Source organism: Burkholderia pulmonis (assembly GCF_984667975.1).
In genome coordinates this window covers 2,664,218-2,689,116 of sequence record NZ_OZ480186.1, presented here as the reverse complement: position 1 = coordinate 2,689,116, position 24,899 = coordinate 2,664,218, and the positions used below count along the sequence as shown (strand labels likewise).

General features: G+C 68.0%; 22 protein-coding genes. 7 read left to right on the top strand and 15 right to left on the bottom strand.

The features are described 5' to 3' along the window. The first annotated feature begins 171 nt into the window (after positions 1 to 171). A complete protein-coding gene (locus tag AC5LXK_RS12445) occupies positions 172 to 1,674 on the top strand; it encodes a DEAD/DEAH box helicase (RefSeq protein ID WP_493389086.1) in 1,503 nt (500 codons plus the stop codon). Between the two features lie 225 nt (positions 1,675 to 1,899). Here the strand turns inward: AC5LXK_RS12445 and gluQRS are convergent, their stop codons facing one another. Both gluQRS and AC5LXK_RS12435 read right to left on the bottom strand, forming a co-directional pair. Then, positions 1,900 to 2,793: a tRNA glutamyl-Q(34) synthetase GluQRS gene (gene gluQRS, locus AC5LXK_RS12440; protein ID WP_493389085.1), complete on the bottom strand. Its 894-nt coding sequence runs from the start codon at positions 2,791 to 2,793 to the stop codon at positions 1,900 to 1,902. Between the two features lie 19 nt (positions 2,794 to 2,812). Beyond that, positions 2,813 to 3,667 carry a sulfurtransferase gene (locus AC5LXK_RS12435; RefSeq protein ID WP_493389084.1) on the bottom strand — a complete coding sequence of 285 codons (855 nt, stop codon included), beginning with the start codon at positions 3,665 to 3,667 and terminating at the stop codon, positions 2,813 to 2,815. Between the two features lie 216 nt (positions 3,668 to 3,883). Here AC5LXK_RS12435 and dnaE point away from each other — a divergent pair, with 216 nt between their 5' ends. The 3 genes from dnaE to AC5LXK_RS12420 all read left to right on the top strand — a co-directional run bounded on the left by dnaE (position 3,884) and on the right by AC5LXK_RS12420 (position 10,118). Further along, positions 3,884 to 7,414 carry a DNA polymerase III subunit alpha gene (dnaE, locus tag AC5LXK_RS12430; RefSeq protein WP_493389083.1) on the top strand — a complete coding sequence of 1,177 codons (3,531 nt, stop codon included), beginning with the start codon at positions 3,884 to 3,886 and terminating at the stop codon, positions 7,412 to 7,414. Between the two features lie 307 nt (positions 7,415 to 7,721). Further along, positions 7,722 to 8,807 (top strand): glycosyltransferase family 9 protein, encoded by a 1,086-nt coding sequence (locus AC5LXK_RS12425; protein ID WP_493391221.1) that lies wholly within the window; start codon positions 7,722 to 7,724, stop codon positions 8,805 to 8,807. Positions 8,808 to 8,939: 132 nt separating this feature from the next. After that, entirely contained in the window at positions 8,940 to 10,118 is a 1,179-nt protein-coding gene (locus AC5LXK_RS12420; RefSeq protein ID WP_493389082.1) for a glycosyltransferase family 9 protein, read from the top strand. Between the two features lie 127 nt (positions 10,119 to 10,245). Here the strand turns inward: AC5LXK_RS12420 and AC5LXK_RS12415 are convergent, their stop codons facing one another. The 3 genes from AC5LXK_RS12415 to AC5LXK_RS12405 all read right to left on the bottom strand — a co-directional run bounded on the left by AC5LXK_RS12415 (position 10,246) and on the right by AC5LXK_RS12405 (position 13,375). Continuing rightward, entirely contained in the window at positions 10,246 to 11,526 is a 1,281-nt protein-coding gene (locus tag AC5LXK_RS12415) for an O-antigen ligase family protein (RefSeq protein ID WP_493389081.1), read from the bottom strand. 133 nt (positions 11,527 to 11,659) lie between these two features. Then, positions 11,660 to 12,502 carry a glycosyltransferase family 2 protein gene (locus AC5LXK_RS12410; protein WP_493389080.1) on the bottom strand — a complete coding sequence of 281 codons (843 nt, stop codon included), beginning with the start codon at positions 12,500 to 12,502 and terminating at the stop codon, positions 11,660 to 11,662. Between the two features lie 120 nt (positions 12,503 to 12,622). After that, positions 12,623 to 13,375 (bottom strand): glycosyltransferase family 2 protein, encoded by a 753-nt coding sequence (locus AC5LXK_RS12405; RefSeq protein WP_493389079.1) that lies wholly within the window; start codon positions 13,373 to 13,375, stop codon positions 12,623 to 12,625. Positions 13,376 to 13,600: 225 nt separating this feature from the next. On the opposite strand from AC5LXK_RS12405, the gene msbA reads away from it, so the two are divergent. Then, positions 13,601 to 15,352, top strand: a complete 1,752-nt coding sequence (gene msbA, locus AC5LXK_RS12400; protein WP_493389078.1) for a lipid A export permease/ATP-binding protein MsbA — start codon at positions 13,601 to 13,603, stop codon at positions 15,350 to 15,352. A 95-nt stretch (positions 15,353 to 15,447) separates the two neighbouring features. Further along, positions 15,448 to 15,828: an RcnB family protein gene (locus AC5LXK_RS12395; RefSeq protein ID WP_493389077.1), complete on the top strand. Its 381-nt coding sequence runs from the start codon at positions 15,448 to 15,450 to the stop codon at positions 15,826 to 15,828. A 58-nt stretch (positions 15,829 to 15,886) separates the two neighbouring features. On the opposite strand, the gene AC5LXK_RS12390 is transcribed toward AC5LXK_RS12395, so the two are convergent. From AC5LXK_RS12390 to AC5LXK_RS12375, 4 genes are all read right to left on the bottom strand, one after another. Beyond that, positions 15,887 to 16,453: an FUSC family protein gene (locus AC5LXK_RS12390; protein ID WP_493389076.1), complete on the bottom strand. Its 567-nt coding sequence runs from the start codon at positions 16,451 to 16,453 to the stop codon at positions 15,887 to 15,889. Positions 16,454 to 16,494: 41 nt separating this feature from the next. After that, positions 16,495 to 17,757 carry an MFS transporter gene (locus tag AC5LXK_RS12385; RefSeq protein WP_493389075.1) on the bottom strand — a complete coding sequence of 421 codons (1,263 nt, stop codon included), beginning with the start codon at positions 17,755 to 17,757 and terminating at the stop codon, positions 16,495 to 16,497. Then, positions 17,754 to 18,716, bottom strand: a complete 963-nt coding sequence (locus tag AC5LXK_RS12380) for a PRC-barrel domain containing protein (protein ID WP_493389074.1) — start codon at positions 18,714 to 18,716, stop codon at positions 17,754 to 17,756. The genes AC5LXK_RS12385 and AC5LXK_RS12380 overlap by 4 nt, the downstream gene beginning before the upstream one ends. A gap of 242 nt (positions 18,717 to 18,958) precedes the next feature. Continuing rightward, the gene (locus AC5LXK_RS12375) at positions 18,959 to 19,294 is read right to left on the bottom strand and encodes a YggL 50S ribosome-binding family protein (protein ID WP_493382435.1); all 336 of its coding nucleotides are present in this window, start codon (positions 19,292 to 19,294) and stop codon (positions 18,959 to 18,961) included. Between the two features lie 377 nt (positions 19,295 to 19,671). Between AC5LXK_RS12375 and AC5LXK_RS12370 the strand changes: the two genes are divergently transcribed. Then, on the top strand, positions 19,672 to 20,052 hold the full coding sequence (locus AC5LXK_RS12370) for a DUF1493 family protein (protein ID WP_493389073.1): 381 nt from the start codon (positions 19,672 to 19,674) through the stop codon (positions 20,050 to 20,052). Between the two features lie 79 nt (positions 20,053 to 20,131). Here AC5LXK_RS12370 and rng read toward each other — a convergent pair whose 3' ends face one another. From rng to hemF, 6 genes are read right to left on the bottom strand one after another with little or no spacing between them, the layout of a single operon-like run. Beyond that, a complete protein-coding gene (gene rng, locus AC5LXK_RS12365; protein ID WP_493389072.1) occupies positions 20,132 to 21,601 on the bottom strand; it encodes a ribonuclease G in 1,470 nt (489 codons plus the stop codon). An 8-nt stretch (positions 21,602 to 21,609) separates the two neighbouring features. After that, positions 21,610 to 22,242: a Maf family protein gene (locus AC5LXK_RS12360; protein ID WP_493389071.1), complete on the bottom strand. Its 633-nt coding sequence runs from the start codon at positions 22,240 to 22,242 to the stop codon at positions 21,610 to 21,612. A gap of 51 nt (positions 22,243 to 22,293) precedes the next feature. After that, positions 22,294 to 22,764, bottom strand: coding sequence for a 23S rRNA (pseudouridine(1915)-N(3))-methyltransferase RlmH (gene rlmH, locus AC5LXK_RS12355; protein ID WP_006478222.1), 471 nt, complete (start codon positions 22,762 to 22,764; stop codon positions 22,294 to 22,296). Positions 22,765 to 22,782: 18 nt separating this feature from the next. Continuing rightward, positions 22,783 to 23,226, bottom strand: coding sequence for a ribosome silencing factor (rsfS, locus tag AC5LXK_RS12350; protein WP_493389070.1), 444 nt, complete (start codon positions 23,224 to 23,226; stop codon positions 22,783 to 22,785). Between the two features lie 4 nt (positions 23,227 to 23,230). Continuing rightward, entirely contained in the window at positions 23,231 to 23,980 is a 750-nt protein-coding gene (locus tag AC5LXK_RS12345) for a nicotinate-nucleotide adenylyltransferase (RefSeq protein WP_493391220.1), read from the bottom strand. Then, positions 23,971 to 24,894 (bottom strand): oxygen-dependent coproporphyrinogen oxidase, encoded by a 924-nt coding sequence (hemF, locus tag AC5LXK_RS12340; protein ID WP_493389069.1) that lies wholly within the window; start codon positions 24,892 to 24,894, stop codon positions 23,971 to 23,973. Before hemF ends, AC5LXK_RS12345 begins: the two co-directional genes overlap by 10 nt. Between the last annotated feature and the right edge of the window lie 5 nt (positions 24,895 to 24,899).

Here is a 24,899-nt window from a genome sequence, read left to right as displayed (position 1 = left end):
AACGGAGTCCGCACGGCCTGGCGTCCAGCGTTCTCATTGAACCGGTCCCAAGCGCCAGAGCGGCGCCGCGCGGCGCGCCGCGGCTCCGTCTATTTCCGAATTGTGATGAGCGCAGGCCCGGCTGGCCTGACGCACGATGTCCCCGCCGCGCCTTTTGAGCGAAACGCCACCATGTCCGATTCTGTCGCCAAGCCCGTCGACGCAACCTTCGACCAATTCGGCCTTGCCGCCGATATCCTGAAAGCCATTGTGGAGCAGGGCTATACGACGCCGACGCCGATCCAGGCGCAGGCCATTCCGGTCGTGCTCGCCGGCCGCGACGTCATGGGCGCCGCGCAAACGGGTACCGGCAAGACTGCGAGTTTCTCGCTGCCGATCATCCAGCGCCTGCTGCCGCAAGCCAATACGAGCGCGTCGCCGGCGCGCCACCCGGTGCGGGCGTTGATCCTCACGCCGACCCGCGAACTCGCCGACCAGGTCGCCGCGAACGTGCACGCTTATGCGAAGCACACGCCGCTGCGCAGCGCGGTCGTGTTCGGCGGCGTCGACATGAACCCGCAGTCGGCCGAGCTGCGCCGCGGCGTCGAGATCCTGATCGCGACACCGGGCCGCCTGCTCGACCACGTGCAGCAGAAGACGGCGAACCTCGGCCAGGTGCAGATCCTCGTGCTCGACGAAGCCGACCGGATGCTCGACATGGGCTTCCTGCCCGATCTGCAGCGCATCCTGAACCTGCTGCCGAAGGATCGTCAGACGCTGCTGTTCTCGGCCACGTTCTCGGGTGAAATCAAGAAGCTCGCATCGACCTATCTGCGCAACCCGCAGACGATCGAGGTCGCGCGCAGCAACTCGACGAACGCGAACGTCACGCAGATCGTCTACGACGTCGCCGAAGGCGACAAGCAGGCGGCCGTCGTGCAACTGCTGCGCGATCGCGGCCTGAAGCAGGTGATCGTGTTCTGCAACAGCAAGATCGGCGCGAGCCGCCTGGCGCGCAACCTCGAGCGCGACGGCGTGGTCGCGTCGGCGATTCACGGCGACAAGACGCAGCTCGAGCGGATGCAGGCGCTCGACGCGTTCAAGCGCGGCGAGATCGAGGCGCTGGTCGCGACCGACGTGGCCGCACGCGGCCTCGACATCGCCGAGCTGCCGGCCGTGATCAACTTCGACCTGCCGTTCAGCGCGGAAGACTACGTGCACCGGATCGGCCGTACCGGCCGTGCGGGTGCGACGGGCGATGCGCTGTCGCTGTGCAGCCCGAACGAGCGCAAGCAGCTTGCCGATATCGAGAAGCTGATCAAGCGTCCGCTTGAAGTGCAGACACTCGCGCTCGACAAGCCGGCACGCCAGCGTCACGACGACCGTGGCGGCGAGCGCGGTGGTGAGCGTGGCGGCGATCGCCACGGCGAACGCGGTGGCGATCGGGGTGGTCGTCGCGATCGCGAAGAGCATCGTGGCGCGTCGGGACACCGGTCGGCCGGTGCCGAGCGTGGTGGCCGTCCCCGTCGCCACGAAGCGCCGGTGGATGATTTCTTCCTGAAGCCGTACGAGCCGTCGGCACCGGCAAAGCAGGCGGACGACGCACAGCCGCAGCAGCCCGAGAAGAAGGGGCCGAAGCGTCAGGTTGCGGCGCTGCTTGGCGGGTTCGGGATGCCGCGCAAGCCGTCTGCGTAACCGGACGACTCAAGCAGTCGAGGCGGCGCGGGAGCGCTGCCGAGGAAACGGGTACATGCGATGAGCATGTGCCCGTTTTTCATTGGGCGAAGCGATCGGGAAGGGGCGTGCGCGTGAGGGCGGCTGGATGCGCGGCGCCCGGGTTTTCGTCACGGTTTCATGCGACCGGGTTCGGCGCAAACAGGCAGGAGCGCGGCCGGTACGGGCCGCGCTCCTGCCGGTGATTCAGCCGGCGCGGGGCCCGAAGCGACGCGCCCATGCAGCGGTCGCGGCCGCGTAAAACGCGTCCATCGCATGGCTCGCCAGAACGCCGCCGTCCGCCAGGCCGAGATGCGTGGCGGCCGCCCGCAGCGCCGGCAGCGGATCGTCGCGTTCGAGCGCAGTCGCGCCCGTCTGCTTGCTGAGCTTTTCGCCATTCGCATCGGCGACGACGGGCACATGCAGATAGTCGGGCGTCGGCACGCCGAGACAGCGCTGCAGGTAGACCTGGCGCGCAGTCGAATCGAGCAGGTCGGCGCCGCGCACGACGTGCGTGATGCGCGCGTCGGCATCGTCGACCACGACCGCGAGCTGATACGCCCATTGGCCGTCCGCGCGTTTCAGCACGAAATCGCCGACTTCGGTCGCGAGGTTCTGCGTTTGCGGGTGCTGCCAGCGGTCGTCGAACCTGACGATCGCGTCGTCGCCATCGGGCACGCGCAGCCGCCATGCGCGCGGGGGCTTGCCGTGCAGGCCGGTGCGGCAGGTGCCCGGATAGGCGAGCGTCGTGTGGCGTTCGTGCGCGGCGCGCAGCGAGTCGGCGATTTCCTTGCGCGTGCAGCCGCACGGATAGACGAGCCCCGCCGCGACGAGCTGCTCGAGCGCGACCGAGTAGGCCGTATCGCGCGTGTCTTGCCAGACGGGCGGCTCGTCGGGCGTCATCCCGAAATGCGCGAGCGTCGCGAGGATGTCGTCGGCCGCGCCGGGCACCGTGCGCGGGCCGTCGAGATCCTCGATGCGCACGAGCCATGTACCGCCGTGGGCGCGTGCGTCGAGCCAGCTCGCGAGCGCACCGACCAGCGAGCCGAAGTGCAGCGGGCCGGTAGGCGACGGCGCGAAGCGGCCGCGATAGCCGTTCATCGGGGCGCGGGTCGCGCGCTTACGCGGCGCTGGCTGCCTGCGCGCAGGCCGGGCACGACTTGCCGGGCACGTAGCTCGGCGATTGTTGCGCTTCCGGCGTGACGACCGCGCGGCACGCGAAACACGTGACGTTCTCGGTGGGCTGGAGCTGCGGGTTCAGCGCGGTGCGGTAGTCGAACACGAAGCAGTCGCCGTGATAGTGCGCGCCGCCGACTTCCTCGAAATACTTCAGGATCCCGCCTTCGAGCTGGTACACGTTGTCGATGCCGATTTCCTTCATGTGGATCGCGGCCTTCTCGCAGCGGATGCCGCCCGTGCAGAACGACACGACCGTCTTGCCTTCGAGGTCGGCGCGGTTCGCGTCGATCACTTCCGGGAATTCGCTGAACTTGTCGATCCGGTAGTCGAGCGCGTTGTCGAACGTGCCGACGTCGACCTCGAACGCGTTGCGCGTGTCGAGCATCACGACCGGGCGGCCCGTATCGTCGTGGCCGCGGTCGAGCCACGCCTTCAGCGTCTGCGCGTCGACGAACGGCGCGCGGCCGAGTTCCGGCTTGATCGCGGGCTTCTTCATCGTGATGATCTCGCGCTTCAGGCGCACGAGCATGCGGCGGAACGGTTGCGAGTCGGACAGGCTTTCCTTGAACTGCAGTGTCGCGAACTTGCCCTCGAACAGCGGATCGTGGCGGAGGTACGCGACGAAGGCGTCTGCGGCTTCGCGCGTGCCGGCGATGAACAGGTTGATGCCTTCCGGCGCGAGCAGGATCGTGCCGCGCAGGCCGAGTTCGTTGCAGCGGGCGGTGACGAGCGGGCGCCATTGCTCGTTCGCGTCGAGCGACACGAAGTGGTAGGCGGCGAGGTTGACGATGGTCATGATGGTCCGACGGGAAAACGGCCGCACGGCGGCCCGCAAAAAAGGGTGCGAAGCCGGGGCGTTGATTCGAAAAACCGTATTATCCCGCAAACCGCGCGCGCACCGGCATCCGGCCGTTCGGCCAGCCGCGCGACGTGTCGCCGCGTCCATCGACCGAACGGCCGGCGCGGGGATTTTTTGGGCAGCCGGCGCGGCGGGGCGGCTACAATAGCGCCCATGTCAGATCCCCGCTTCGTCCATCTTCGCGTTCACTCCGAATTCTCGATTGCCGACGGCATCGTGCGCATTGACGACATCGTCAAGGCGGCGGCCGCTGACGGTCAGGGCGCGCTCGCGCTCACCGATCTCGGCAACGCATTCGGCCTCGTCCGTTTTTACCAGGAAGCCCGCGGCAAGGGCATCAAGCCGATCGCCGGCTGCGACGTCTGGATCGCCAATCCGGACGATCGCGACAAGCCGTCGCGGCTGCTGCTGCTCGTCAAGGACAAGGTCGGCTACCTGAATCTCTGCGAGCTGCTGTCGAAGGCGTGGCTCACGAACCAGTACCGCGGCCGCGCGGAGCTCGACGCAAGCTGGCTCGACGGCGAGCTCGCGCAGGGGTTGCTCGCGCTGTCCGGCGCGCAACAGGGCGATATCGGGCTCGCGCTCGCCGCGGGCAACGAAGAAGCCGCGCGCCGTCACGCCGAGCGCTGGGCGAAGGTGTTCCCGGGCGGCTTCTACATCGAGCTGCAGCGTTACGGCCAGCCGGGTGCGGAGGCGTACATCCAGCAGGCCGCCACGCTCGCCGTGGCGCTGAAGCTGCCGGTCGTCGCGACGCACCCGACGCAGTTCATGACCGACGACGACTTCACCGCGCACGAAGCGCGCGTGTGTATCTCGGAAGGCGACATCCTCGCGAACCCGCGGCGCCAGAAGCGTTTCACGACCGACCAGTATTTCCGCACGCAGGACGACATGGCCGCGCTGTTCGCCGACCTGCCGTCGGCGATCGCGAACACGGTCGAAATCGCGAAGCGCTGCAACCTGAAGCTCGAGCTCGGCAAGCCGAAACTGCCGCTGTTCCCGACACCGGACGGCATGTCGCTCGACGACTACCTCGTCCAGCTGTCGAAAGAAGGGCTCGAGACCCGTCTCGTGCAGCTGTATCCGGTCGAAGCCGAGCGCGATGCGCAGCGCGACACGTACTACAAGCGTCTCGAATTCGAGTGCGGGACCATCACGAAGATGGGCTTCCCGGGCTACTTCCTGATCGTTGCGGACTTCATCAACTGGGCGAAGAACAACGGCGTGCCGGTCGGTCCGGGCCGCGGCTCGGGCGCGGGTTCGCTGGTCGCATACGCGCTCGGCATCACCGACCTCGATCCGCTGCGCTACAACCTGCTGTTCGAGCGTTTCCTGAACCCGGAACGCGTGTCGATGCCCGACTTCGACATCGACTTCTGCCAGCACGGCCGCGACCGCGTGATCCAGTACGTGAAGGAGAAGTACGGTGCGGACGCCGTATCGCAGATCGCCACGTTCGGCACGATGGCCGCGAAGGCGGCCGTGCGCGACATCGGCCGCGTGCTCGACCTCGGCTACATGTTCACCGATGGCATCGCGAAGCTGATCCCGTTCAAGCCGGGCAAGCACGTGACGATCGCCGACGCGATGAAGGAAGAGCCGCAACTGCAGGAGCGCTACGACCACGAGGACGAAGTCCACCAGCTGCTCGATCTCGCGCAGCGCGTCGAGGGCTTGACGCGTAACGTCGGGATGCACGCGGGCGGCGTGCTGATCGCGCCCGGCAAGCTGACCGATTTCTGCCCGCTGTACACGCAGGGCGACGACGGCGGCGTGGTCAGCCAGTACGACAAGGACGACGTCGAAGCCGTCGGCCTCGTGAAGTTCGACTTTCTGGGCCTCACGACGCTGACGATCCTCGACTGGGCGGAGCGCTACATCCGCCGCCTCGATCCGGCGAAGGCCGACTGGTCGCTCGCGCAGGTGCCGCTCGACGACGCCGCGTCGTTCCAGATCCTGAAGAAGGCCAACACGGTTGCCGTGTTCCAGCTGGAAAGCCGCGGGATGCAGGGCATGCTGAAGGATGCGCAGCCCGACCGCTTCGAGGACATCATCGCGCTCGTGTCGTTGTACCGTCCGGGCCCGATGGACCTGATCCCGAGCTTCTGCGCGCGGAAGCACGGCCGCGAGAAGGTCGACTATCCGGATCCGCGCGTCGAACCCGTCCTGAAAGAGACCTACGGCATCATGGTCTATCAGGAGCAGGTGATGCAGATGGCGCAGATCATCGGCGGCTACTCGCTCGGCGGCGCCGACTTGCTGCGTCGTGCGATGGGCAAGAAGAAGCCCGAGGAAATGGCCAAGCATCGCGAGATCTTCGCCGAGGGCGCGGCGACGAACGGCCTCACGCGCGAGAAGTCCGACGAGATCTTCGACTTGATGGAGAAGTTCGCGGGCTACGGCTTCAACAAGTCGCACGCGGCCGCATACGCACTGCTCGCGTATTACACCGCGTGGCTGAAGGCGCACCATCCGGCCGAATTCATGGCGGCCAACATGACGCTCGCGATGGACGACACCGACAAGGTGAAGATCCTGTTCGACGACTGCGCCGTGAACAACCTCGCCGTGCTACCGCCGGACATCAACCAGTCGCACTACCGCTTCGAGCCGGTCGCCGAAGCCGACGGCAAGCGCTCGCGCACGATCCGCTACGGCCTGGGCGCCGTGAAGGGCAGCGGCCAGAACGCGATCGAGGAAATCCTGCGTGCCCGCGAGGAAAAGGCGTTCACCGACCTGTTCGACTTCTGCGAGCGGATCGATCGACGCATCGTCAACCGCCGCACGGTCGAGGCATTGATCCGAGCCGGCGCGTTCGATTCGCTGAACGCGAACCGTGCGCAGCTGATCGCGTCGGTGCCGCTCGCGATGGAAGCGGCCGACCAGGCCGAAGCGAACGCGATGCAGGCCGGCCTGTTCGACATGGGCGCCGAGTCGCCGCACGCGCATGCGCTCGTCGACGAACCCGCATGGGACGACAAGCGTCGCCTGCAGGAAGAAAAGGGCGCGCTCGGTTTCTACCTGTCCGGCCACCTGTTCGACGCGTATCGCGACGAGGTGCGCCGCTTCGTGCGGCAGAAGGTCGGCGACCTGAAGGAAGGGCGCGACAAGCTCGTCGCGGGCATCATCGCGTCGCTGCGCACGCAGATGACCCAGCGCGGCAAGATGCTGATCGCGCTGCTCGACGACGGGTCGGGCCAGTGCGAGATCACGATCTTCAACGAGCAGTTCGAGGCGAACAAGGCGCTGTTCAAGGAAGACGAGCTGCTGATCGTGCAGGGGCAGGCGCGCAACGACGCCTTCACGGGCGGCATCCGCTTCACGACCGATACCGTGATGGATCTCGAGCGCGCCCGCAGCCGCTATGCGCAGGCCGTGCGGCTGACGATGAACGGCAACGCCGACGCGGTCGCGCTGCGCCGCGTGCTGGAGCCGCACGTGTCGAAGGACGATCCGGCCGCGAATGCGGTCGAAGCGCCCGCACCGCGTGGCGGCGGGCGCGACGGCGGCCGACGCCCGCAGGCGCCGTTGCCGAACGGGCTCGCGGTCCAGATCCACTACAGCAACGCGCGCGCGCAGGGCGAAATGCGTCTCGGCGACGCGTGGCGCGTGAAGCCGAGCGACATGCTGCTGGCGGAACTGCGCGCGACGTTCGACGGCAGCGTCGTCGAAATCACGTACTGACGCGTCCCGCGTCGACGGCTGTCGCGACCGGCGGCCCGCTGCATCGCCATTGTGCGGTGCAGCGGGCCGTTTTCACGTCTGAGGGTAATCGGGCCTTGGGCTGGCCATCCGGACGCTATACAATCCGGCGCTAGTCGCACGAACGCGGCGCCTGCCGAGGGTTCGCCCCGAGATTGGCGCGGGTATCGCGCACATAAACGGGGGCTGATCCGTGCTTCGAGCAGCATGCGCGGTTCGGCCGCACCGGACCAGGATGCCGTGAAACGGTCCGTCGCGACGACAAAAAACTGACTGTCACCACATGACCATGGCCAATGGGAACCCGACGCAGCGGATCCTCGTGATCCGGATTGATTTTCTGGGCGACATGCTGTGTACGACGGCCTTTCTCGGCGCGTTGAAGGAGCGCTGGCCCGGCGCGGAACTGCATGTGGTCGCGAACCGCTACAACGCTGCCGCGCTGGCCGGAAACCCGGACGTGCACGCGATCCACACGTACGTCTACAGTCGCCAGTGCGAGCGCAACGACCGTCCCGGACGGATGCGTGCATTTTTCGACCGGATGGGGCTCGTGCGCCGTCTGCGCCGCTTGCGGTTCGACCTCGTGGTCGTGCCGAATGGCGGCATGCACCGCAGCAGCATGCAGTTCGCGCGCCAGCTTCGCGCGAAGGATTGCCGCTGGCACGATGCCGAGACCGAATTCGACGATCGCAAGCCCGAACACGTCACGCAACGGCCGATGTGTCATGAGGCGTTGTCGGGCTTCCGGCTCGTGCCGGAACTCGGCCGCGCCGATCTCGACCGTCTCGAGCTGTCGGTTCATCCGGATGGCACGCTGCAGGAGGCGTGGCATCGCCTGCTCGGCCCACGCACGAAGCCGCGCATCGGGCTGTTCGTGTCGAACAAGGCGGTCGAGCGCCGCTGGCCGGCAGACCACTGGCGCGACCTCGGCGTTCGGCTTGCACCGTTCGCCGACGTGATCGTGTTTCGCGATCCGGCCGTCGGCAAGGCTTCCGGGGACGACACGTGGCGCGACGTGAATGCGCGCCATGTCGCGCCGAAGTCGGTCGCCGAACTGGTGGCCGCCGCGAGCCTGCTCGACGTCATCGTCTCGGCCGACAGCGCGCCCGTCCATCTTGCGTCGGCGCTCGGCGTGCCGGTTGCCGCACTGTTCGAGGACCGGCCGGAGAAGTACCTGCGCTGGCATCCGCTCGGCGTGCCGCACGTGATCCTGCGCGCGGGCGCGACCGTCGATGCGATCGGCATCGATGCGGTCGAGCGCGCCGTGCGCCATCTGCTGTCGCAGGCCGGCCATCGCGATGAACCGGTGCCCGACACGCGGCTCGCGCAATCGGCGGCCGCCGCGCCCGCGATCATGACGATCGCGTCGTAGCGCGGGGTGCGCCTCGCGCGGCGCGAATGCCGGCGGGGACGCATCAGCGCGGCATGCGCGGCCGGTGCGCCGCGCCGGCTGCGGCAAAATCCTGTACATTGCCAGCCTTGTTCAGCCAGCTAGACGATCGCCGTGGCCCTGTTTTCTACCGCCCGCCCGCCCAAAAACATCCTCGTAGCCGCACCGCGCCGTATCGGCGACGTGCTGCTGACGACGCCGCTCGTGCGTTCGCTGAAAGCCCGCTGGCCGGATGCGCAGATCGACATGCTGGTGTTTCGCGGTACCGAGGGCGTGCTCGAGCACAATCCGGACGTGCGGCGCGTGATCGTCGTCGCGCAGCGCGCGGGATTTCGCGAGCGGCTGCGCGATGCGCTGTCGATGTGGCGCCGCTACGATCTCGCGTGCGCCGCACTCAGCTCCGACCGGCCGCGTTTCTATAGCTGGTTCGCCGGACGCAAGCGGGTCGGCCTCGTCGATCCGAATCGGGTCACGTGGCTCACACGGATGATGCTGAACGGGATCGCGATCAATCACCACGAATCCGCGCATACGGTCGTCAGTACGCTGGCGCTTGCGCCGGTGATCGGCATCGAGCCGGTATCGGAGGTCGTTGCGCCCGGCATCGGCGACGATCCCGCACGGCGCGCGCGCTTCGATGCGTGGCTCGCCGAGTCGCCGGCGATCCGCGCCGGCAAGCCGCTGGTCGTCCTGCATCCTTATCCGATGTTCCGTTACAAGCAGTGGCGGCTCGACGGCTGGGTCGAGATGATCGGCTGGCTGCGCGAGCAGGGCTTCGCGATCGCGCTGTCGGGCGGCCCGGCCGACAATGAGCGCGAATATGCGGAGCAGGTCGCGACCGAAGCAGGCGGCGACGTGCTGAACCTGGTCGGCCGCCTGACGTTCGGCGAGAGCGCGGAGCTCGTGCGGCGCGCGCGGCTCTTCATCGGGCCCGACACCGGCGCGACACACGTCGCGGCTGCGACGGGCACCAACACGATCGCGCTGTTCGGCCCGTCCGATCCCGTACGCTGGGGGCCATGGCCGCAGCACTGGCCCGCCACCGAGAATCCGTGGCAACTGCGCGGTTCGGGGCGGCACGGGAACGTGTGGCTGCTGCAGGGGGAAGGCGAGTGCGTGCCGTGCCGGCACGAAGGCTGCGAGCGTCACGTCGACAGCCGCAGCGACTGCCTCGTCAATCTCGGTACGCAGCGCGTGAAGGCCGCGGCCGCCGAGATGCTCGGGCTGAATCCGCCGGGCCCGGCCGACGCCGTCGTCGATACGTCGCGGCTGCATCGCGCCGGATCCGACTGACGCGCGTTTTTCTTCATTTGCAGGAAGCCGGCTTCGCGGCAAGCCGCGAGGCTCACCGCGTCGATGGCGGGCGTCCGCTGCCGCCGAACCCGGCCCGGCAGGGCAGCCGAGCGCGGGCCTGCATGCGTTACGCGCTGCGCCGGATCGCCGACGTCTCGCGCGGCAGCGCCTCGCTGCGTTCGCCGCAACCGAGCAGGATGCCGGCCAGCAGTACGATCAGGTGGCCTTCGGCAAAATCGAGCAGCAGCGAATTCGCGAGACTGCCGATCGTGAAGATCGCGAGCCACGCGAGCAGCAGGTGCCGCGAGCGCGGATCGAGCGCACGGCTGCCGCGCGCGATCTGCACGATCAGGTTGATGAACAGCAGCACGCCGAGCGAGCCGAGCTGCACGGCCATCAGCAGGTATTCGTTGTGCGGGTTCGACGTGAGCTGGCCTTCGGCCGCCGTCTTGCCGGCCGTGAGCCGTTCGAATTCGGATTCGAGACCGCCTGCGCCGTAGCCGATCACCGGACGCTGGCGATACAGCTCGAGCCCCTTCTTGTACCACTCGAGGCGCAGCCCGGTCGACGTGGCCGCATCGCTCTGCCGGTATTGCTGCACTTCCGTCACGACCTTCGTCAGCCTGCCGTTGTGAACCGTGCAGGCGGCAACCACGAGGCCGACGCCTGCCAGGACGAGCACGCCGGCGGCGAGCCCCGCGCGCAGCGCCGACTGCCGGCGCAGCAACAGCACGAAACGCACGGCGACGACGAGGATCAGCAGCAGCGCGATGACCTGTCCCGTACGTCCCTGCAGCATCACGAACACGTTGACGAGCGACCATGCGGCGATGAACGCATACGCGATCCGCGACAACGTCGTGCGGGCCGCCAACGCGAGATCGGCCGCCTGGTAGAAGAGCAGCGCGCCGAACATGCCGGCGGCGATGTGGTTCTTGAACACCCACGCGCGCGACAGCGGCAGCTCGGTCGCGTGCGCGGGCCCGATCGACGTCAGTCCGAGATAGTTGGTCGTCGACAGCAACAGGATCACGCACAGCGTGCCGAACCAGCAGCGCCGCACGATCGGCGCCCAGTTCGAATGCCGGAACGCGAGCGCGGCGAACGGCAGCAGCAGCAGCTTGTCGTACTTCGCGACCCAGTTCCACGCCTTGCTGTGCGGCGCGACCGTATACGTGACGCTGGCGGCCAGCGCGGCCAGGATCAGCAGCGCCGCGAGCGAAGCCGGCTCGGTGACGAACGAGCGAAGATCACGCCAGAATTCGGGGGAAATCACGAGCGCCGCGGCGAACAGCCCGCAGAACACGTTGGTCAGCGCGGTCGAGACGGGCACCATGCAGAGCGCGGCGACGGCGAATGCGCGGGCGGCGGTCAGGCGCCGCGTGGCGGGAGCGGAAAACGAAAGCATCGGAACCTGTCGAATGGACGAATGCGGCGTGCGGACATCGTGCCCCGCGCCGTGCATCCCGGCGGGAGATCCGGGACGAACGGCGCAGTATACGCGAAGGAGGCGGCGTTTCCGTGCTGTTTTCGGGGCGCGATCAGCTGAATGCGCGCTTGATCCGCGAGCGCAGCAGCGCGCGCTTCAGGCGGCCTTCGACGGCCGGCGTGTCGAGCACGATTTGCGTGCCGGCCGGCTCGCCGCGATGCAGGTAGTAGCGGTCGAACGTCGCCTGGGTCATGCCCCATTTGTTCAGGAACTGGCGGCGGCCGTCGTTCTTGACGATCTTGCCGGTGCTCTTCTGCTGGAAGTGATAGACGAGGCTGTCGCCGACGCCGAGGAAGATCCGGCAGCCGGCATCCCAGAATTTCATCGAGAAGTCGTTGTCGCTGCTCATGCCGGGCGACAGCTCGCTGCTGTAGCCGCCGATCCGGTTCCACCAGTCGCGGTGCACGAGCGTCGGCGGCCAGGTCGAACCGAGCCAGTCGGCGCGCACGAGCTTCGGCGTCGCCGCGACGAGGCCGGCCGCGTCGAAGTGCTCGGCGTCGCGGCCGAAATTGCTCACGACGACACAGGGGTTGCGCGTGTCGACCGGCTCGACCATCGTGCCCGACAGCATGAAGAGGTCGGTCGGCATCTGTTCGATGCGGCGCACGAGCGCCGCATCCCAGCCCGGGCAGCAGAACATGTCGTCGTTCATGTAGACGACGTAGTCGCGCGTGGCGCGCGCGGCGGCGAAATTGACCGCGTGGCAGATGCCGATGTTGGTCGGCGACGCGGTGTGCTCGATCCCTTCGCTGCGCACCCAGTCGAGCGTGCCGTCCGAGCCGTCGTTCACGTGCACGATGATCTGGTGGTCATACGCGGAGTGGCGGCGCAGGCTGTCGACGACGAGCTTGAGGTACGGCAGGTTGTTCCAGGTCGGAATGATGATGGAGAACATGGCGGTCGGATTCGGTGGTCGTCGTGGCGGGCGGCGCGCAGCGCAGCCGCTCGGGCGGGCACGCATGGTGCGCGCAACCCGGCATTGTAACGCCGGGCCGGCCGCGCGCCGGGCGGGCGCCTAGCGGGCCGGTACGTGGCCGAGCTTCAGGAAGCGGTAATACACGGTTTCCGCGTTGAACACGGCGATCATGAAGCCCGCGCGGCCGTCGAGGAAGCCGCGCCGCAGCACGTAGGTGCGCACGAATGCCCAGGCGCCGCGCGCGAGCGCCTTGCCGAAGCCGCCGCGCTGGCCGGCCGCACGGCGCTGGCGCGCGCCGGCCGTCGAATACGCGTCGAGCTTGCGCACGACGGTTTCGAAGTCCTCGTACGAGTAGTGCATCAGCTTGCCGGACAGGCGCTGCGCGGCGCTGTCGAACACGAGCCGTTCGTGCACGAGATCGTCCGAGAAGCGCGCGGTGCCGCGCCGGAACAGGCGCGGCACCCAGTCCGGATACCAGCCGCTGTGGTGAATCCACTGGCCGCAGAAGCTCGACAGCCGGTCGACCGCATAGACCTGCGCGGCCGGCGCGCGGATCGTGTCGCGGATCGACCGCGCGAGTTCCGGCGTGACGACTTCGTCGGTATCGAGCGACAGGATCCAGTCGGTGCCGAGCGCGTCGAGCGCGCGGTTCTTCTGCGGGCCGAAGCCCGGCCAGTCGCGCTCGACAATCACGCGCGCGCCGTGCGCCTGCGCGATCGCGACCGTATCGTCGGTGCTGCCGCCGTCGATGACGACGACATCTTCGGCGAACGACAGCGCATCGAGGCACTGCGCGAGCCGCGCGGACGCGTTGAGGGCGATGAGGGCGACGCCGAGGGAGGGTTCAGCCATGAAGTCGTCGGGAAAGCGGAGAAAACGGTGAGCGGCAGTATACCCGCGGCCCGGCCGGCGGCCGCATCGGCTGCGCCCGTGCCGCCGGGGGCGGTGCGGCTATAATGTTGAGCCCTTTTCGGCACCCGCCCGACAGGGGCGAACGCCCGGGCGGCCACGCGCCGGGCGCCGCATCGCGGCTCAAGAAGGATTGCCTTGGAAACCCAGAACACTCTTCGCAAACCGATGGACGGCACCGGCACCTCGCCGGTCACGGTCCTCAAGCGCCTGTGGCCGTACATCCGGCCGCTCATCGGCATCGTGGTGCTCGCCGTGATGACGATGGGCGTCGTCGCGGCCACCGAAGCCGGTATCCCGGCGCTGCTCAAGCCGCTGCTCGACCACGGCTTCGGCTCGCACGGCAGCGACCGTGCGAAATGGTACGTGCCGATCGCGGTGATCGGCCTCGCGCTCGTGCGCGGCGTATCGCAGTACACGTCGAATTACCTGCTCAACTACGTATCGAACCGCATCCTGCTGCAACTGCGGCTCGAGATGTTCCAGCGGATGCTCCACACCGGCGCGTCGTTCTTTCAGCGCGAAACCGCGAGCACGGTGATCAATGCGATCGTGTTCGAGGTCAACCAGATCCTGTCGGTGCTGACCGGCGTGATGGTGACCCTCGTGCGCGATTCGCTGACGGTGATCTTCCTGCTCGGCTACCTGTTCTACCTGAACTGGCGGCTCACGCTGATCGTCGCGGTGATCCTGCCGGGCATCGGCTGGCTCGTCAGCAAGATCAACCGTCGCCTGCGCCGCCTGAACCGCGAGCACCAGACGCTGACCAACGAGCTGTCGTACATCGTCGAGGAGACGGTTGCCGGCTACAAGGTCGTCAAGGTGCACAACGGCGAAGCGTACGAGATGGACCGCTTCACGACGATGAGCAAGCGTCTGCGCGGCTACGCGATGCGCATGACGATCTCGGGCGGCCTCGCGCAGCCGCTCACGCAGTTCCTGGCATCGATCGCGCTCGCGGTCGTGATCACGATCGCGGTCATGCAGTCGTCGAACGACCAGACGACGGTCGGCGGCTTCGTCGCGTTCGTCACGTCGATGCTGCTCGTGATCTCGCCGCTCAAGCACCTGATCGACGTCAACCAGCCGCTGCAGCGCGGGATGACGGCCGCCGAGCTGATTTTCGGGCTGATCGACGAGCCGGCCGAGCCGCAGGGCGGCGGCCGGCCGCTCGAGCATGCGCGGGGCGAGATCGAATTCCGCAACGTGTCGTTCGACTACGGCGCGGCCGAGCGGCCGACGCTCGACCGCATCTCGTTCAAGGTCGCGCCGGGTGAAATGATCGCGCTGGCCGGCCCGTCCGGCAGCGGCAAGACGACGCTCGTGAACCTGCTGCCGCGTTTCTTCGACCAGACGGACGGCGCGATCCTGGTCGACGGCGTGCCGGTTTCCGACTACGACCTCCACGCGCTGCGCAGCCAGATGGCGATGGTCAGCCAGGACGTCGTGCTGTTCAACGACACGATCGCCGCAAACGTCGCGTACGGGCAGACGCCCGACCGCGCCCGCGTGCAGGCCGCGCTCGAGGCCGCGAACCTCGCCGATGCGGTCGCCGCGATGCCCGACGGGCTCGACACGCTGGTCGGCGGCAACGGGATGCGGCTGTCCGGCGGCCAGCGCCAGCGGCTCGCGATCGCGCGCGCGATCTACAAGGACGCGCCGATCCTGATCCTCGACGAAGCGACGTCGGCGCTCGACTCGGAATCGGAGCGCCACGTGCAGGCGGCGCTCGAGCGGCTGATGGAAGGCCGCACGACGCTCGTGATCGCGCACCGGCTGTCGACGATCGAGCGTGCGGACCGCATCCTCGTGCTCGAGGCCGGCAAGATTGTCGAAGAGGGCAGCCACGACGAATTGCTGCGCCACGGCGGACTCTACGCGCACCTGCACCGGATCCAGTACCAGCAGCAGGCGGCGTAACGGGTGGTCATGCGGCCGTGCGATGCCGTGTGCTAGTCTTCATTGGGCAGGCCCGGTCGTTTCTTGTTCGACGTGACAACACGGAGGGAAGGACAATGAAGAAGATGCACGGCATGATGCTGGCCGCCCTGATCGCAACCGGTTGCGCCGCGACCGCGGCGATGGCGCAGGATCACGGCAACTACGACAATCACGACAATCACGGCATGCAGCGTGGCCACGGCCCGCAGCGCACGCCGCCCGGCCAGATGCACCACGAGGACAACGTGCCGCCGCGCTGGGCCGACCAGCCGCACCGCGACTGGCACAAGGGCGATCGGCTGCCCGACGAGTTCCGCGATCGCCAGTACGTGGTCGACGACTGGCGCGGCTACCACCTGAGCGCGCCGCCGCGCGGCTATCACTGGGTCGGCATCGGCGGCGATTACCTGCTCGTGCAGATCGGCTCGGGCGTCGTGCTGCGGGTCGGTCCGTAACCGTCTCGCTGCTTTCCGGTCGTTCTTCCGGCTGCCGGGCGCGTTGCCCGGCGCCGCGTCACTTTGCTTCCGCGTGGCGGAACCAGCGCCGCTCGATTCTCGACATCACCCAGCACACCCCCAGCGCACATACGGTGCCGAGCGTCACTTCGCCGAGCCGTATCAGCGGAACGTCCCACAGCGGGCCATTGCCCGGAAACAGCAGCACGATCGTCGCGGTCACGCCGCCGAGCCGTGCCGCGCTGCCGATGTTCAGGCACCAGCAGCAGACGATCACGACCGCGACCGTGATCGCATACGCGACGAGACGGTCGCCGCCCAGCGCCGCACCGGCGAAGCCGAGTATGCCGCCGACCATCGCGCCGATGAACTGGTCGCGCGACAGCGACATCGTGTCCGAGTAGTTGTGCTGCGTGACGGCGATCGCGGTGATCGCCGCCCACACGGCCTGCTCGGTATGCATCGCGCGGCCGATCGCGTACGCGAGGCACGCGCCGCAGACGGCCTGGAGCGCCATCAGCCCGCCTTGCACAAGCCGTTCGCTGAATGACAGCCCCTTGAACAGATCGAAGATCGACTGCTGGATCTGCTGGCGGGCTTCGTTGAGTGTCCTGATCGTATCCATCGTGAGTCGGCCAAGAAGCGGGTCGCGGCGGCGCGCCGCCGTCAGTGCGCCTGTTCGGGCGAGGCGGCCGCCGGCTCGTCGGCCGCCGCATCGCCGTTGTCGACGCGGGTTTCGGGCATCACGAGCCAGACCAGCAGCACCGCGAGCGCACCTGCGGCCGCGAGCCCGAAGAAGCTGACCGCGTTGCCGAAGTGATCGGCGACGTAGCCGGCCACGGCCGTGCTGAGCGTCGCGCCGATTCCGGCCGCGAGCCCGAACAGCCCGATACACAGGTTGTAGCGGCCCTTGCCGCCCGCGACGTCGGCCGCGATCAGCGGCAGCATCACGCCGAACACGGCCGCGCTGATGCCGTCGAGCATCTGCACGGGCACGAGCAGGTACGGGCTGCTGACGCCGGCGAACAGCAGCGCGCGCACCGGCAGCGCGGAGAAGCCGAGCAGCAGGATCGGCCGCCGCCCCCAGCGCTGCGCGGAGCGGCCGACCCACGGCGACAGCATCGCGACGATCGCCTGCGGCACGATGATGCACGCGGCGATCACGAGCTGAACGTTCTCGCCCATCCCGGCCGTGACTTCGCCGGCCGCGAGGTTCAGCATGGCCGCGTTCGACAGGTGGAACAGCACGACGCATGCCGCGAAGATCAGCATCCGGCGGTCGCGCAGCAGTTCGAGCAGCGTTTCGCGCTCGCCGGCTTCGTCGTGGTGATCGTCGGGTTTCGACGACTGCGGAATCACTTCGTGCGTCGGCTGGATCATCGCGAGCGCGAACAGCGCGGGCAGCGCCAGCACGGCGGTCAGCCAGAACACCGCGCGCGCGGAGAAGTATTCGCCGGTGAGCCCCATCAGGCCCGCCGCGACCGCGCTGCCGATCGACGCCCAGCGCGCGTTGCGGCCGAGCCGGTCGCCCAGATCGGCCCGGCCGACGAGCGAGAACGAGATCGCGGCCATCGCCGGCACGAGCATGCAGCTGGCGAAACCGTGGAACACCTCGGCGGCGATCACCGGCACGATCGTCGGGCTCGACGCGAGCAGCACCGCGGACAGGATGATGGCCGCGATCGCCCACGCGGCCGCGCCTTTCTTGTTCTTCAGCGCATCGACGGCCGCGCCGCCCGGCACCTGGCTGACCATCGCGCTGATCGTGCCGATCGACAGCACCATGCCGATCTCGCCCTGCGTCCACTTGTGCGACGCGAGATAGGACGCGATGAACGGACCGAACCCGGTTTGAACGTTTGCAACGAAAAAGTTGAGCCAGTCGAGGGACCGCAGACTGCGTGCGGTGACGGAATGCTTGATCGTCATCGGGCGGCACTCGCAGACGAAGCCGGGGCCGGGGCAACGGGCGGGTAGACCGCGATGATCGGCTTGTCGGTCGCGTAGGGCGGCGCCGCCTTGATCTGTGCGTCGTTCAGGTCGAGCTGCGGGTGCAGCGCCTTGTCACGTGTGACGAAGCGCAGCGCGCCCCAGCTCGCGGCGATCGAGCGGCGGTCGGTATTGACGAGGCCGCCGAGGTCGAGCACGACAGCCTGCGGCTGCGCGGCGCGGTCGATCAGCACGTCGACGACGCGGCCGATCTTCGTGCCGTTCGGGCGCTCGACGTCGCTGTCGAGCAGCGGCAGCCGCGTCGCGGGCGAGGCCGCGGCCGAACCCGACAGCGGCACGGCCTTCGGCCGCGCGGCCGGCGGCAGGTCGCCCGACGGCACGTCGAGCACGATCGGCTCCTGTTTGCCGCCCGGCGTGAAGCGGAACACGCTCCACGGGAAGATGACCTTGCGGTCGCCGATGCCCATGAAGCCCTGCAGGTTGACGATCATCTCGCGCGGCTTGCCGCTCGCGTCGGTCACCATGTCGACCGCGCGGCCGATCACCTTGCCGTTGCGGCGCGCGACTTCGCTGTCGAGCAGCGCATGGATCTGGGTGCGGTCGAGCGGGCGCGTCGCGACGATCGGCGCGGGCGGCGGTGGCGGCGGCGTCGGTGTTTCGGGGCGCTGCACGGGTTTCGGCCGCGTCACTTCGCGGTGCGGCTTCTTCGGCGCTTCCGGCTCCTCCGGGTGCGTCGGCGCCGGCACGGGCGGCATCGTCAGCGGCTCGCCGGCGGTTTCCTCGATCGGTTCGACGAGCGCCTCGCTGATCGGCGCGGGCGGATTCTGGACCGGCAGCAGCCCGCAGCCGGACAGCAGTGTGGCGGCGGCGAGAATCAGGAAGACCGTCGACGACGGTAACGACTTGCGGGATGCGGGAAACGGAAGTCCGCCGCTCATTGACACTCACTCCATGGGTCGGGGGCGGCCCGAGGGCGCGCGGCTGGCGATGGATGGCGGGTGCGGGCGGCGCACCACGCGAGGTGGGATTTTAACGTGTCTTGCTTTCAGGACCGATTTCGATGGCCCGTTGCAGGCGGACTGTGGGGAAAAGGTAGGGATCGGGACGCGGGGCGCACTACGCGGGCGCCCGCCTGGCCCGCCGTCATGGCGGGCAGGCGCGGGCGCTTGAAACCGGGCAATCAGGCGTCCGGGTACCACGCGTCGGCGAATTCGCTGACCTCGACGTCCTTCAGTTCCGGACGGGCGGCCAGCCACCCGCGCACGAGCTCGCGATCGGCGTCGGTCGTCGTGCCGCGCGGTGCGCCGGAGATGACGTAGGCGCCGATGCCTTCGTCCGCGGACGCGACGGTCAGCAGCCCGTTCGCTTCGACGAAGTCGATGAACGCGTCGATCAGCTCGCCGCGCTCGAGGTCGGTCATTTCGTTGCGGTAATGCGCGGTGGCGTTGAACGAGAGTTCCTGGAACTCGCCGATGTGGAGTTTCTTGCGCTGGCGGCGGTTGTGGCCTTGGCTCATGGTGTGTGGTGAATGAATGAGAGGTGAGAAAGGATAGCGCGGCGGCTGGCGCGGACATCGTGTCGACGTGCCGCATGGCCGAGGCTGGCGGCGAAAGGGTAGCGCGTCGAGCCGTCGCGAAGTGTCGTTGTCGCGGGACTGGCCCGGAAACTGTTCCTAAACAATGGTTCGGTGCGCCTTTCACCGTGTGGCCTGGTCAAGCGGACCATTGCACGCATGACCGAATGATACAGGGGTGGCGCGCGCGTTCGGCTTTGCTACGGTCTGCGGCTATTCGAACAACGACGAGGGCCGTATGTCGGACGAGTCGCTATTCGTATGAGGGGCGTGTCGATCTCACGCCAGGGGATCTGTTCCGGAAGACAGGGTGCTCCGACATGACGGACACGACATGGGATCGGCTCGAAGCATTCGCCCGGGAGGAATCGGGGCGTCCGCTCTTGGGTGGTCCGCTGAAGCTGTCACGTGCAAGCCGGATGGAAGAAGACCTTCGCATCACGGGAATCGACGCGATCGAATTTATCGACAAGTGGGGCGAGACCTTCGGGATCGACGTCGAGCATATCCCGTATAAGCGTTACATCGGCCCGGAGACGCTGGATAGGGTCCGAGCGATCCTCGGTTTGTTCTCGTCGAAGTATCGTGACCAGGAACGCGTGCCGCTTACGCTCGGCATGCTGGAAGAAGCGATGCGCATTGGCCGATGGGATAGCGACACGATCGAGCGCTTCGCACCGGAAGCCGCCGGCGAGGAATAGCCGGTCGCGGATGCAAGCGCGTTGCGCGAAATCCGTGCCGCGCCGGGCAGGATTCGCGCAACCACAGAAGAACGCAGCGTTACATCAGCACGATGTCGTACTGCTCCTGGCTCAGATTCGACTCGACCTGCAGCGACACCGGCTTGCCGATGAAGTCGATCAGCATCGCGAGATGCTGCGACTCTTCGTCGAGGAACAGGTCGATCACCTGCTGCGCGGCGATCACGCGGAACTCGCGCGGGTTGAACTGACGCGACTCGCGCAGGATCTCCCGCAGGACGTCGTAGCACACGGTGCGCGACGTCTTCACCTGGCCCTTGCCCTGGCAGGTCGGGCACGGCTCGCACAGCACGTGCGCGAGCGATTCGCGCGTGCGCTTGCGCGTCATCTCGACGAGCCCGAGCTGCGAGAAGCCGTTGACCGTCACGCGCGTGCGGTCGCGCGACAGCGCCTTCTTCAGCTCCGACAGCACCGCGTCGCGATGCTCGGCGTTCTCCATGTCGATGAAGTCGATGATGATGATCCCGCCGAGGTTGCGCAGCCGCAGCTGCCGCGCGATCGTGTGCGCGGCCTCGAGGTTGGTCTTGAAGATCGTGTCGTCGAAGTTGCGCGCGCCGACGTAGCCGCCGGTGTTCACGTCGATCGTCGTCATCGCCTCGGTCTGGTCGATCATCAGGTAACCGCCCGACTTCAGGTCGACGCGACGCGACAGCGCGCGCTGGATCTCCGTCTCGATGTTGTACAGGTCGAACAGCGGCCGCTCGCCGGTGTAGTGGTGCAGCTTCGGGCTCACGGCCGGCGTGAACTCGCCCGCGAATTCCGAGAGGCGCTGGTACGTCTCGCGCGAATCGACCTGGATGCGCGTCGTGTCGTCGTTCGCGAAATCGCGCAGCACGCGCTGGGCGAGATCGAGGTCCTGGTACAGCAGGCTCGTCGCCGGCAGCCGCTGCGCCTGAGCGACGATCGTCGCCCACGTCTTGCGCAGGTACGTGACATCGCCGGCCAGCTCGTCGGAGGTCGCATCCTCGGCGATCGTACGCACGATGTAGCCGCCTTTCTCGTCCGGCGGGATCACGGCCGTCAGGCGTGCGCGCACGGCCTCGCGCTCGGCCTCGCTCTCGATCTTCTGCGAGATGCCGATATGCGGCTCCTGCGGCAGGTAGACGAGCGTGCGGCCCGCGATGCTGACCTGCGTCGACAGCCGCGCGCCTTTCGTGCCGATCGGATCCTTGATCACCTGGACCATCAGCGTCTGGCCCTCGAACACGATCTTCTCGATCGGCTGGTGCGGCGTGCCCGACTGCGGCTCGCCTGCGAGGCGCGGATGCCAGATGTCGGCGACGTGCAGGAACGCCGCGCGCTCGAGACCGATGTCGATGAATGCCGACTGCATGCCGGGCAGCACGCGTACGACCTTGCCGAGATAGATGTTGCCGACCCGCCCGCGCGACAGCGTGCGCTCGACGTGAAGCTCCTGCACCGCGCCTTGCTGGACGAGTGCGACCCGCGTTTCCTGCGGCGTGAGGTTGATCAGGATTTCTTCGTTCATGGTGGGATTCAGAAGGCGACGCGTGCGGTACGCAGCAGCGCGGCAGTCTCAAAAAGGGGCAGACCCATGATACCTGAATGGGAACCGTCGATTCGCTCGATGAATTCGGCCGCGCGCCCCTGGATCGCATAGGCACCGGCCTTGCCGAACGGCTCGCCGGTTTCGACGTAGCGCACGTAGGCGTCGCGCGACGCAGCCGCGAAGCGCACCGACGAGCGCGACAGCGCGGGCGGCAGCAGCTCGCCGCCGGCATCGATCACGGCGACGGCGGTCAGCACCGCGTGTTCGCGGCCCGCGAGGCGCGTGAGCATCGCGAGCGCGTCCTCGGCGTCGGCCGGCTTGCCGAGGATCGCGCCGTCGATCGTCACGGTGGTGTCGGCGACCAGCACCGGCGCGGCCGGCTTGCCGCTCGCGACGAGGCGTGCACGAGCGGCCTCGGCCTTCGCGACGGTCACGCGCCGAACGTACGCATCGGCGGCTTCGCCGGGGCGTTCGGCCTCGAGCGCCTCGGCGTCCTCGTCGGGGCGCGGCAGCAACAGTTCGAAGCGTACGCCGATCTGCTGCAGCAGCTCCTGGCGGCGCGGGCTTTGCGAAGCGAGGTAAAGGGTCGGGAAAAGCGCGGAGGGCGTGCTGGACGGCATGGTGTCGTTATCTCGTTGAGCGCGCGCGGCGCGCGTCCCGAGGACGACACGTCATGCGCGGTGGTAGGGGTGATTCTGCGTGATGCTCCACGCCCGGTAAAGCTGTTCGGCAAGCAGCACGCGCACCATCCCGTGCGGCAGCGTCATGCTCGAGATGCGCAGCAGCACGTCGGCGCGCGCTTTCAGGTCCGGATCGAGCCCGTCGGCGCCGCCGATCACGAACGCGACGTCGCGGCCGTCCTGCTGCCAGCCGGGCAGCGCCTGTGCGAGCTGCATCGTGGTCCAGTCGCGGCCGCGCTCGTCGAGCGCGACGAGGCGCGCGCCCTTCGGCAGCGCGGCCTCGATCTTCTGCCGCTCGGCCGCCATCACGCTTTCGGCGCTGCGGCCGCCGGAACGCAGTTCAGGCTTGATTTCGCGCAGCTCGATGCGCAGCTCGGGCGGCATCCGCTTCGTGTATTCGTCGAAGCCGGATGCGATCCAGCCCGGCATCTTGTGGCCGACGGCGAGGATGAAAAGCTTCATCGGGAGACGCGCGACGACTCAGCGGCGGCGGGCGGCCGTCTTGCGCGCCGGGCGTGCGGGCGCTTCCTCCTCTTCCTCGTCGCCTTCGCTGGCCGTGGCAAAGCCGTTGCCCTTGCCGCCGCCGAGCTTCATTCGCACGGGCTTGTCGCCCCAGATTTCCTCGAGGTTGTAGTACTGGCGCAGGGCCGGCTGGAGGATATGCACGACCGCGTCGCCGCAGTCGACCAGCACCCATTCGCCGGTGTCTTCGCCTTCGGAGCTGACGACGTCGCCGCCGGCTTCCTTGACCTTGTCGCGCACGTTCGACGCGAGGGCCTTGGTCTGGCGGTTGGAGGTGCCCGATGCGACGACCACGCGGTCGAACAGTTCGGTCAGGTGGCTGGTGTTGAACACCTTGATGTCTTGCGCCTTGACGTCTTCGAGGGCGTCGACGATCACGCGCTGCAGTTTGCGAATATCCATGGATTCAGGAATGGTAGAGGCGATGTTGAAGAATATAGGCCCATACGGCGGCCGGCACATGCTCGGCCGACGCATCGGGCATTTGCGCATGGCGCGCGATGCATTCGCGCAGGTGCGCGCGGATGTCGGTCGCGGCGATGTCGAACGATAGGGTCGTATCGATCAGCAGGCGGCCGGCCGGCGTGGCCTTCAGCACGTCGGCGCCGGCCTGCCGCGCGGCGATTTCCTGCGCCACGTCCGGCGGCGCCGCGCCCAGGTCGAAACCCGGGCGCGTCGACACGCAGATGTGTGCGCAGTCGAACAGCTTGCGCCAGTCGCGCCACGTATCGAGGCGCACGAGCTGGTCGGCACCGATCAGCAGCGACAGCGACGCATCCGGGCCGATCCGCTCGCGCCAGCGCGCGAGCGTCTCGACCGTGTAGGTCGGGCCGGTGTGCTCGATCTCGTCGGTGGCGACGGTCACGGTCACGCCAGGCACGGACAGCGAGCCGGCGGCCGCGCGCGTCATCGCGAGCCGGTGCTCGGCGGCCGACACGTCGCGCTTCTGGTACGGCTGCCCCGCGGGCAGCAGCACGAGTTCGGTCAGGTCGAGCAGCTCGGCGAACCGGCGCGCGAGCGCGAGATGGCCGTCGTGGATCGGGTCGAAAGTACCGCCCAGCAGGCCGATACGACGCGGCAGCGGGGCGGGGCGGGCGATGGTGTCCAGAAACGCGTCCTTTCCTTGGGGCAGCGGGGCGCGCGGGCTCAGACCCAGTCGCGCGGCACGATGAAGTCGCTGTACAGGCGCGCTTCCGGCGAACCCGGCTCGGGTTGCCAGTTGTAGCGCCAGTTCGCGACCGGCGGCATCGACATCAGGATCGACTCGGTCCGGCCGCCGCTTTGCAGGCCGAACAGCGTGCCGCGGTCGAACACGAGGTTGAATTCGACATAGCGGCCGCGGCGGTATGCCTGGAAGTCGCGTTCGCGCTCGCCGTACGGCAGCTCGGCGCGACGCTCGACGATCGGCAGGTACGCCTGCAGGAACGCATCGCCGACGCTTTGCATCATGTCAAACGAGCGTTCGAAACCGGGTTCGGAGAAATCGTCGAAGAAAATTCCGCCGATGCCGCGCATCTCGTTGCGGTGCTTCAGGAAGAAATACTCGTCGCACCACTTCTTGAAGCGCGGATAGAGCTCGATGCCGAACGGGTCGAGCGCATCCTTGCAGGTCTGGTGGAAATGCCGCGCGTCGTCCTCGAAACCGTAAACCGGTGTCAGATCCATGCCGCCGCCGAACCAGAACACGGGCTCCTCGCCCGGTTTCGTCGCGATCAGCATCCGCACGTTCATGTGCACGGTCGGGCAGTACGGATTGCGCGGGTGCAGCACGAGCGACACGCCGAGCGCCTCGAAGCCGCGGCCCGCGAGCTGCGGGCGCGCCGCGCTCGCCGACGGCGGCAGCGCGTCGCCCGCGACGTCGGAAAAGCCGATCCCCGCACGTTCGAACACGCGGCCGCCTTCGAGAATCCGCGTGCAGCCGCCGCCGCGCAGGCGTTCGGCCGGCCCGCGCTGCCACGTGTCGGTCGCGAGCGGCGTGCCGTCGAGCGCGCCAAGCGCGTCGGCGATGCGTGTCTGCAGGCCCTGGAGGTACGTGCGCACGCGCGCCACGTCGTAGGTCGAATCGGTCATGTCTG

Bases quoted from the DNA above. Each gene is read 5' to 3' on its own strand.
- AC5LXK_RS12445 (WP_493389086.1), top strand. From the start codon at position 172: ATGTCCGATTCTGTCGCCAAGCCCGTCGACGCAACCTTCGACCAATTC.
- gluQRS (WP_493389085.1), bottom strand. From the start codon at position 2,793: ATGAACGGCTATCGCGGCCGCTTCGCGCCGTCGCCTACCGGCCCGCTG.
- AC5LXK_RS12435 (WP_493389084.1), bottom strand. From the start codon at position 3,667: ATGACCATCGTCAACCTCGCCGCCTACCACTTCGTGTCGCTCGACGCG.
- dnaE (WP_493389083.1), top strand. From the start codon at position 3,884: ATGTCAGATCCCCGCTTCGTCCATCTTCGCGTTCACTCCGAATTCTCG.
- AC5LXK_RS12425 (WP_493391221.1), top strand. From the start codon at position 7,722: ATGGCCAATGGGAACCCGACGCAGCGGATCCTCGTGATCCGGATTGAT.
- AC5LXK_RS12415 (WP_493389081.1), bottom strand. From the start codon at position 11,526: ATGCTTTCGTTTTCCGCTCCCGCCACGCGGCGCCTGACCGCCGCCCGC.
- AC5LXK_RS12410 (WP_493389080.1), bottom strand. From the start codon at position 12,502: ATGTTCTCCATCATCATTCCGACCTGGAACAACCTGCCGTACCTCAAG.
- AC5LXK_RS12405 (WP_493389079.1), bottom strand. From the start codon at position 13,375: ATGGCTGAACCCTCCCTCGGCGTCGCCCTCATCGCCCTCAACGCGTCC.
- msbA (WP_493389078.1), top strand. From the start codon at position 13,601: ATGGACGGCACCGGCACCTCGCCGGTCACGGTCCTCAAGCGCCTGTGG.
- AC5LXK_RS12395 (WP_493389077.1), top strand. From the start codon at position 15,448: ATGAAGAAGATGCACGGCATGATGCTGGCCGCCCTGATCGCAACCGGT.
- AC5LXK_RS12390 (WP_493389076.1), bottom strand. From the start codon at position 16,453: ATGGATACGATCAGGACACTCAACGAAGCCCGCCAGCAGATCCAGCAG.
- AC5LXK_RS12385 (WP_493389075.1), bottom strand. From the start codon at position 17,757: ATGACGATCAAGCATTCCGTCACCGCACGCAGTCTGCGGTCCCTCGAC.
- AC5LXK_RS12380 (WP_493389074.1), bottom strand. From the start codon at position 18,716: ATGAGCGGCGGACTTCCGTTTCCCGCATCCCGCAAGTCGTTACCGTCG.
- AC5LXK_RS12375 (WP_493382435.1), bottom strand. From the start codon at position 19,294: ATGAGCCAAGGCCACAACCGCCGCCAGCGCAAGAAACTCCACATCGGC.
- AC5LXK_RS12370 (WP_493389073.1), top strand. From the start codon at position 19,672: ATGACGGACACGACATGGGATCGGCTCGAAGCATTCGCCCGGGAGGAA.
- rng (WP_493389072.1), bottom strand. From the start codon at position 21,601: ATGAACGAAGAAATCCTGATCAACCTCACGCCGCAGGAAACGCGGGTC.
- AC5LXK_RS12360 (WP_493389071.1), bottom strand. From the start codon at position 22,242: ATGCCGTCCAGCACGCCCTCCGCGCTTTTCCCGACCCTTTACCTCGCT.
- rlmH (WP_006478222.1), bottom strand. From the start codon at position 22,764: ATGAAGCTTTTCATCCTCGCCGTCGGCCACAAGATGCCGGGCTGGATC.
- rsfS (WP_493389070.1), bottom strand. From the start codon at position 23,226: ATGGATATTCGCAAACTGCAGCGCGTGATCGTCGACGCCCTCGAAGAC.
- hemF (WP_493389069.1), bottom strand. From the start codon at position 24,894: ATGACCGATTCGACCTACGACGTGGCGCGCGTGCGCACGTACCTCCAG.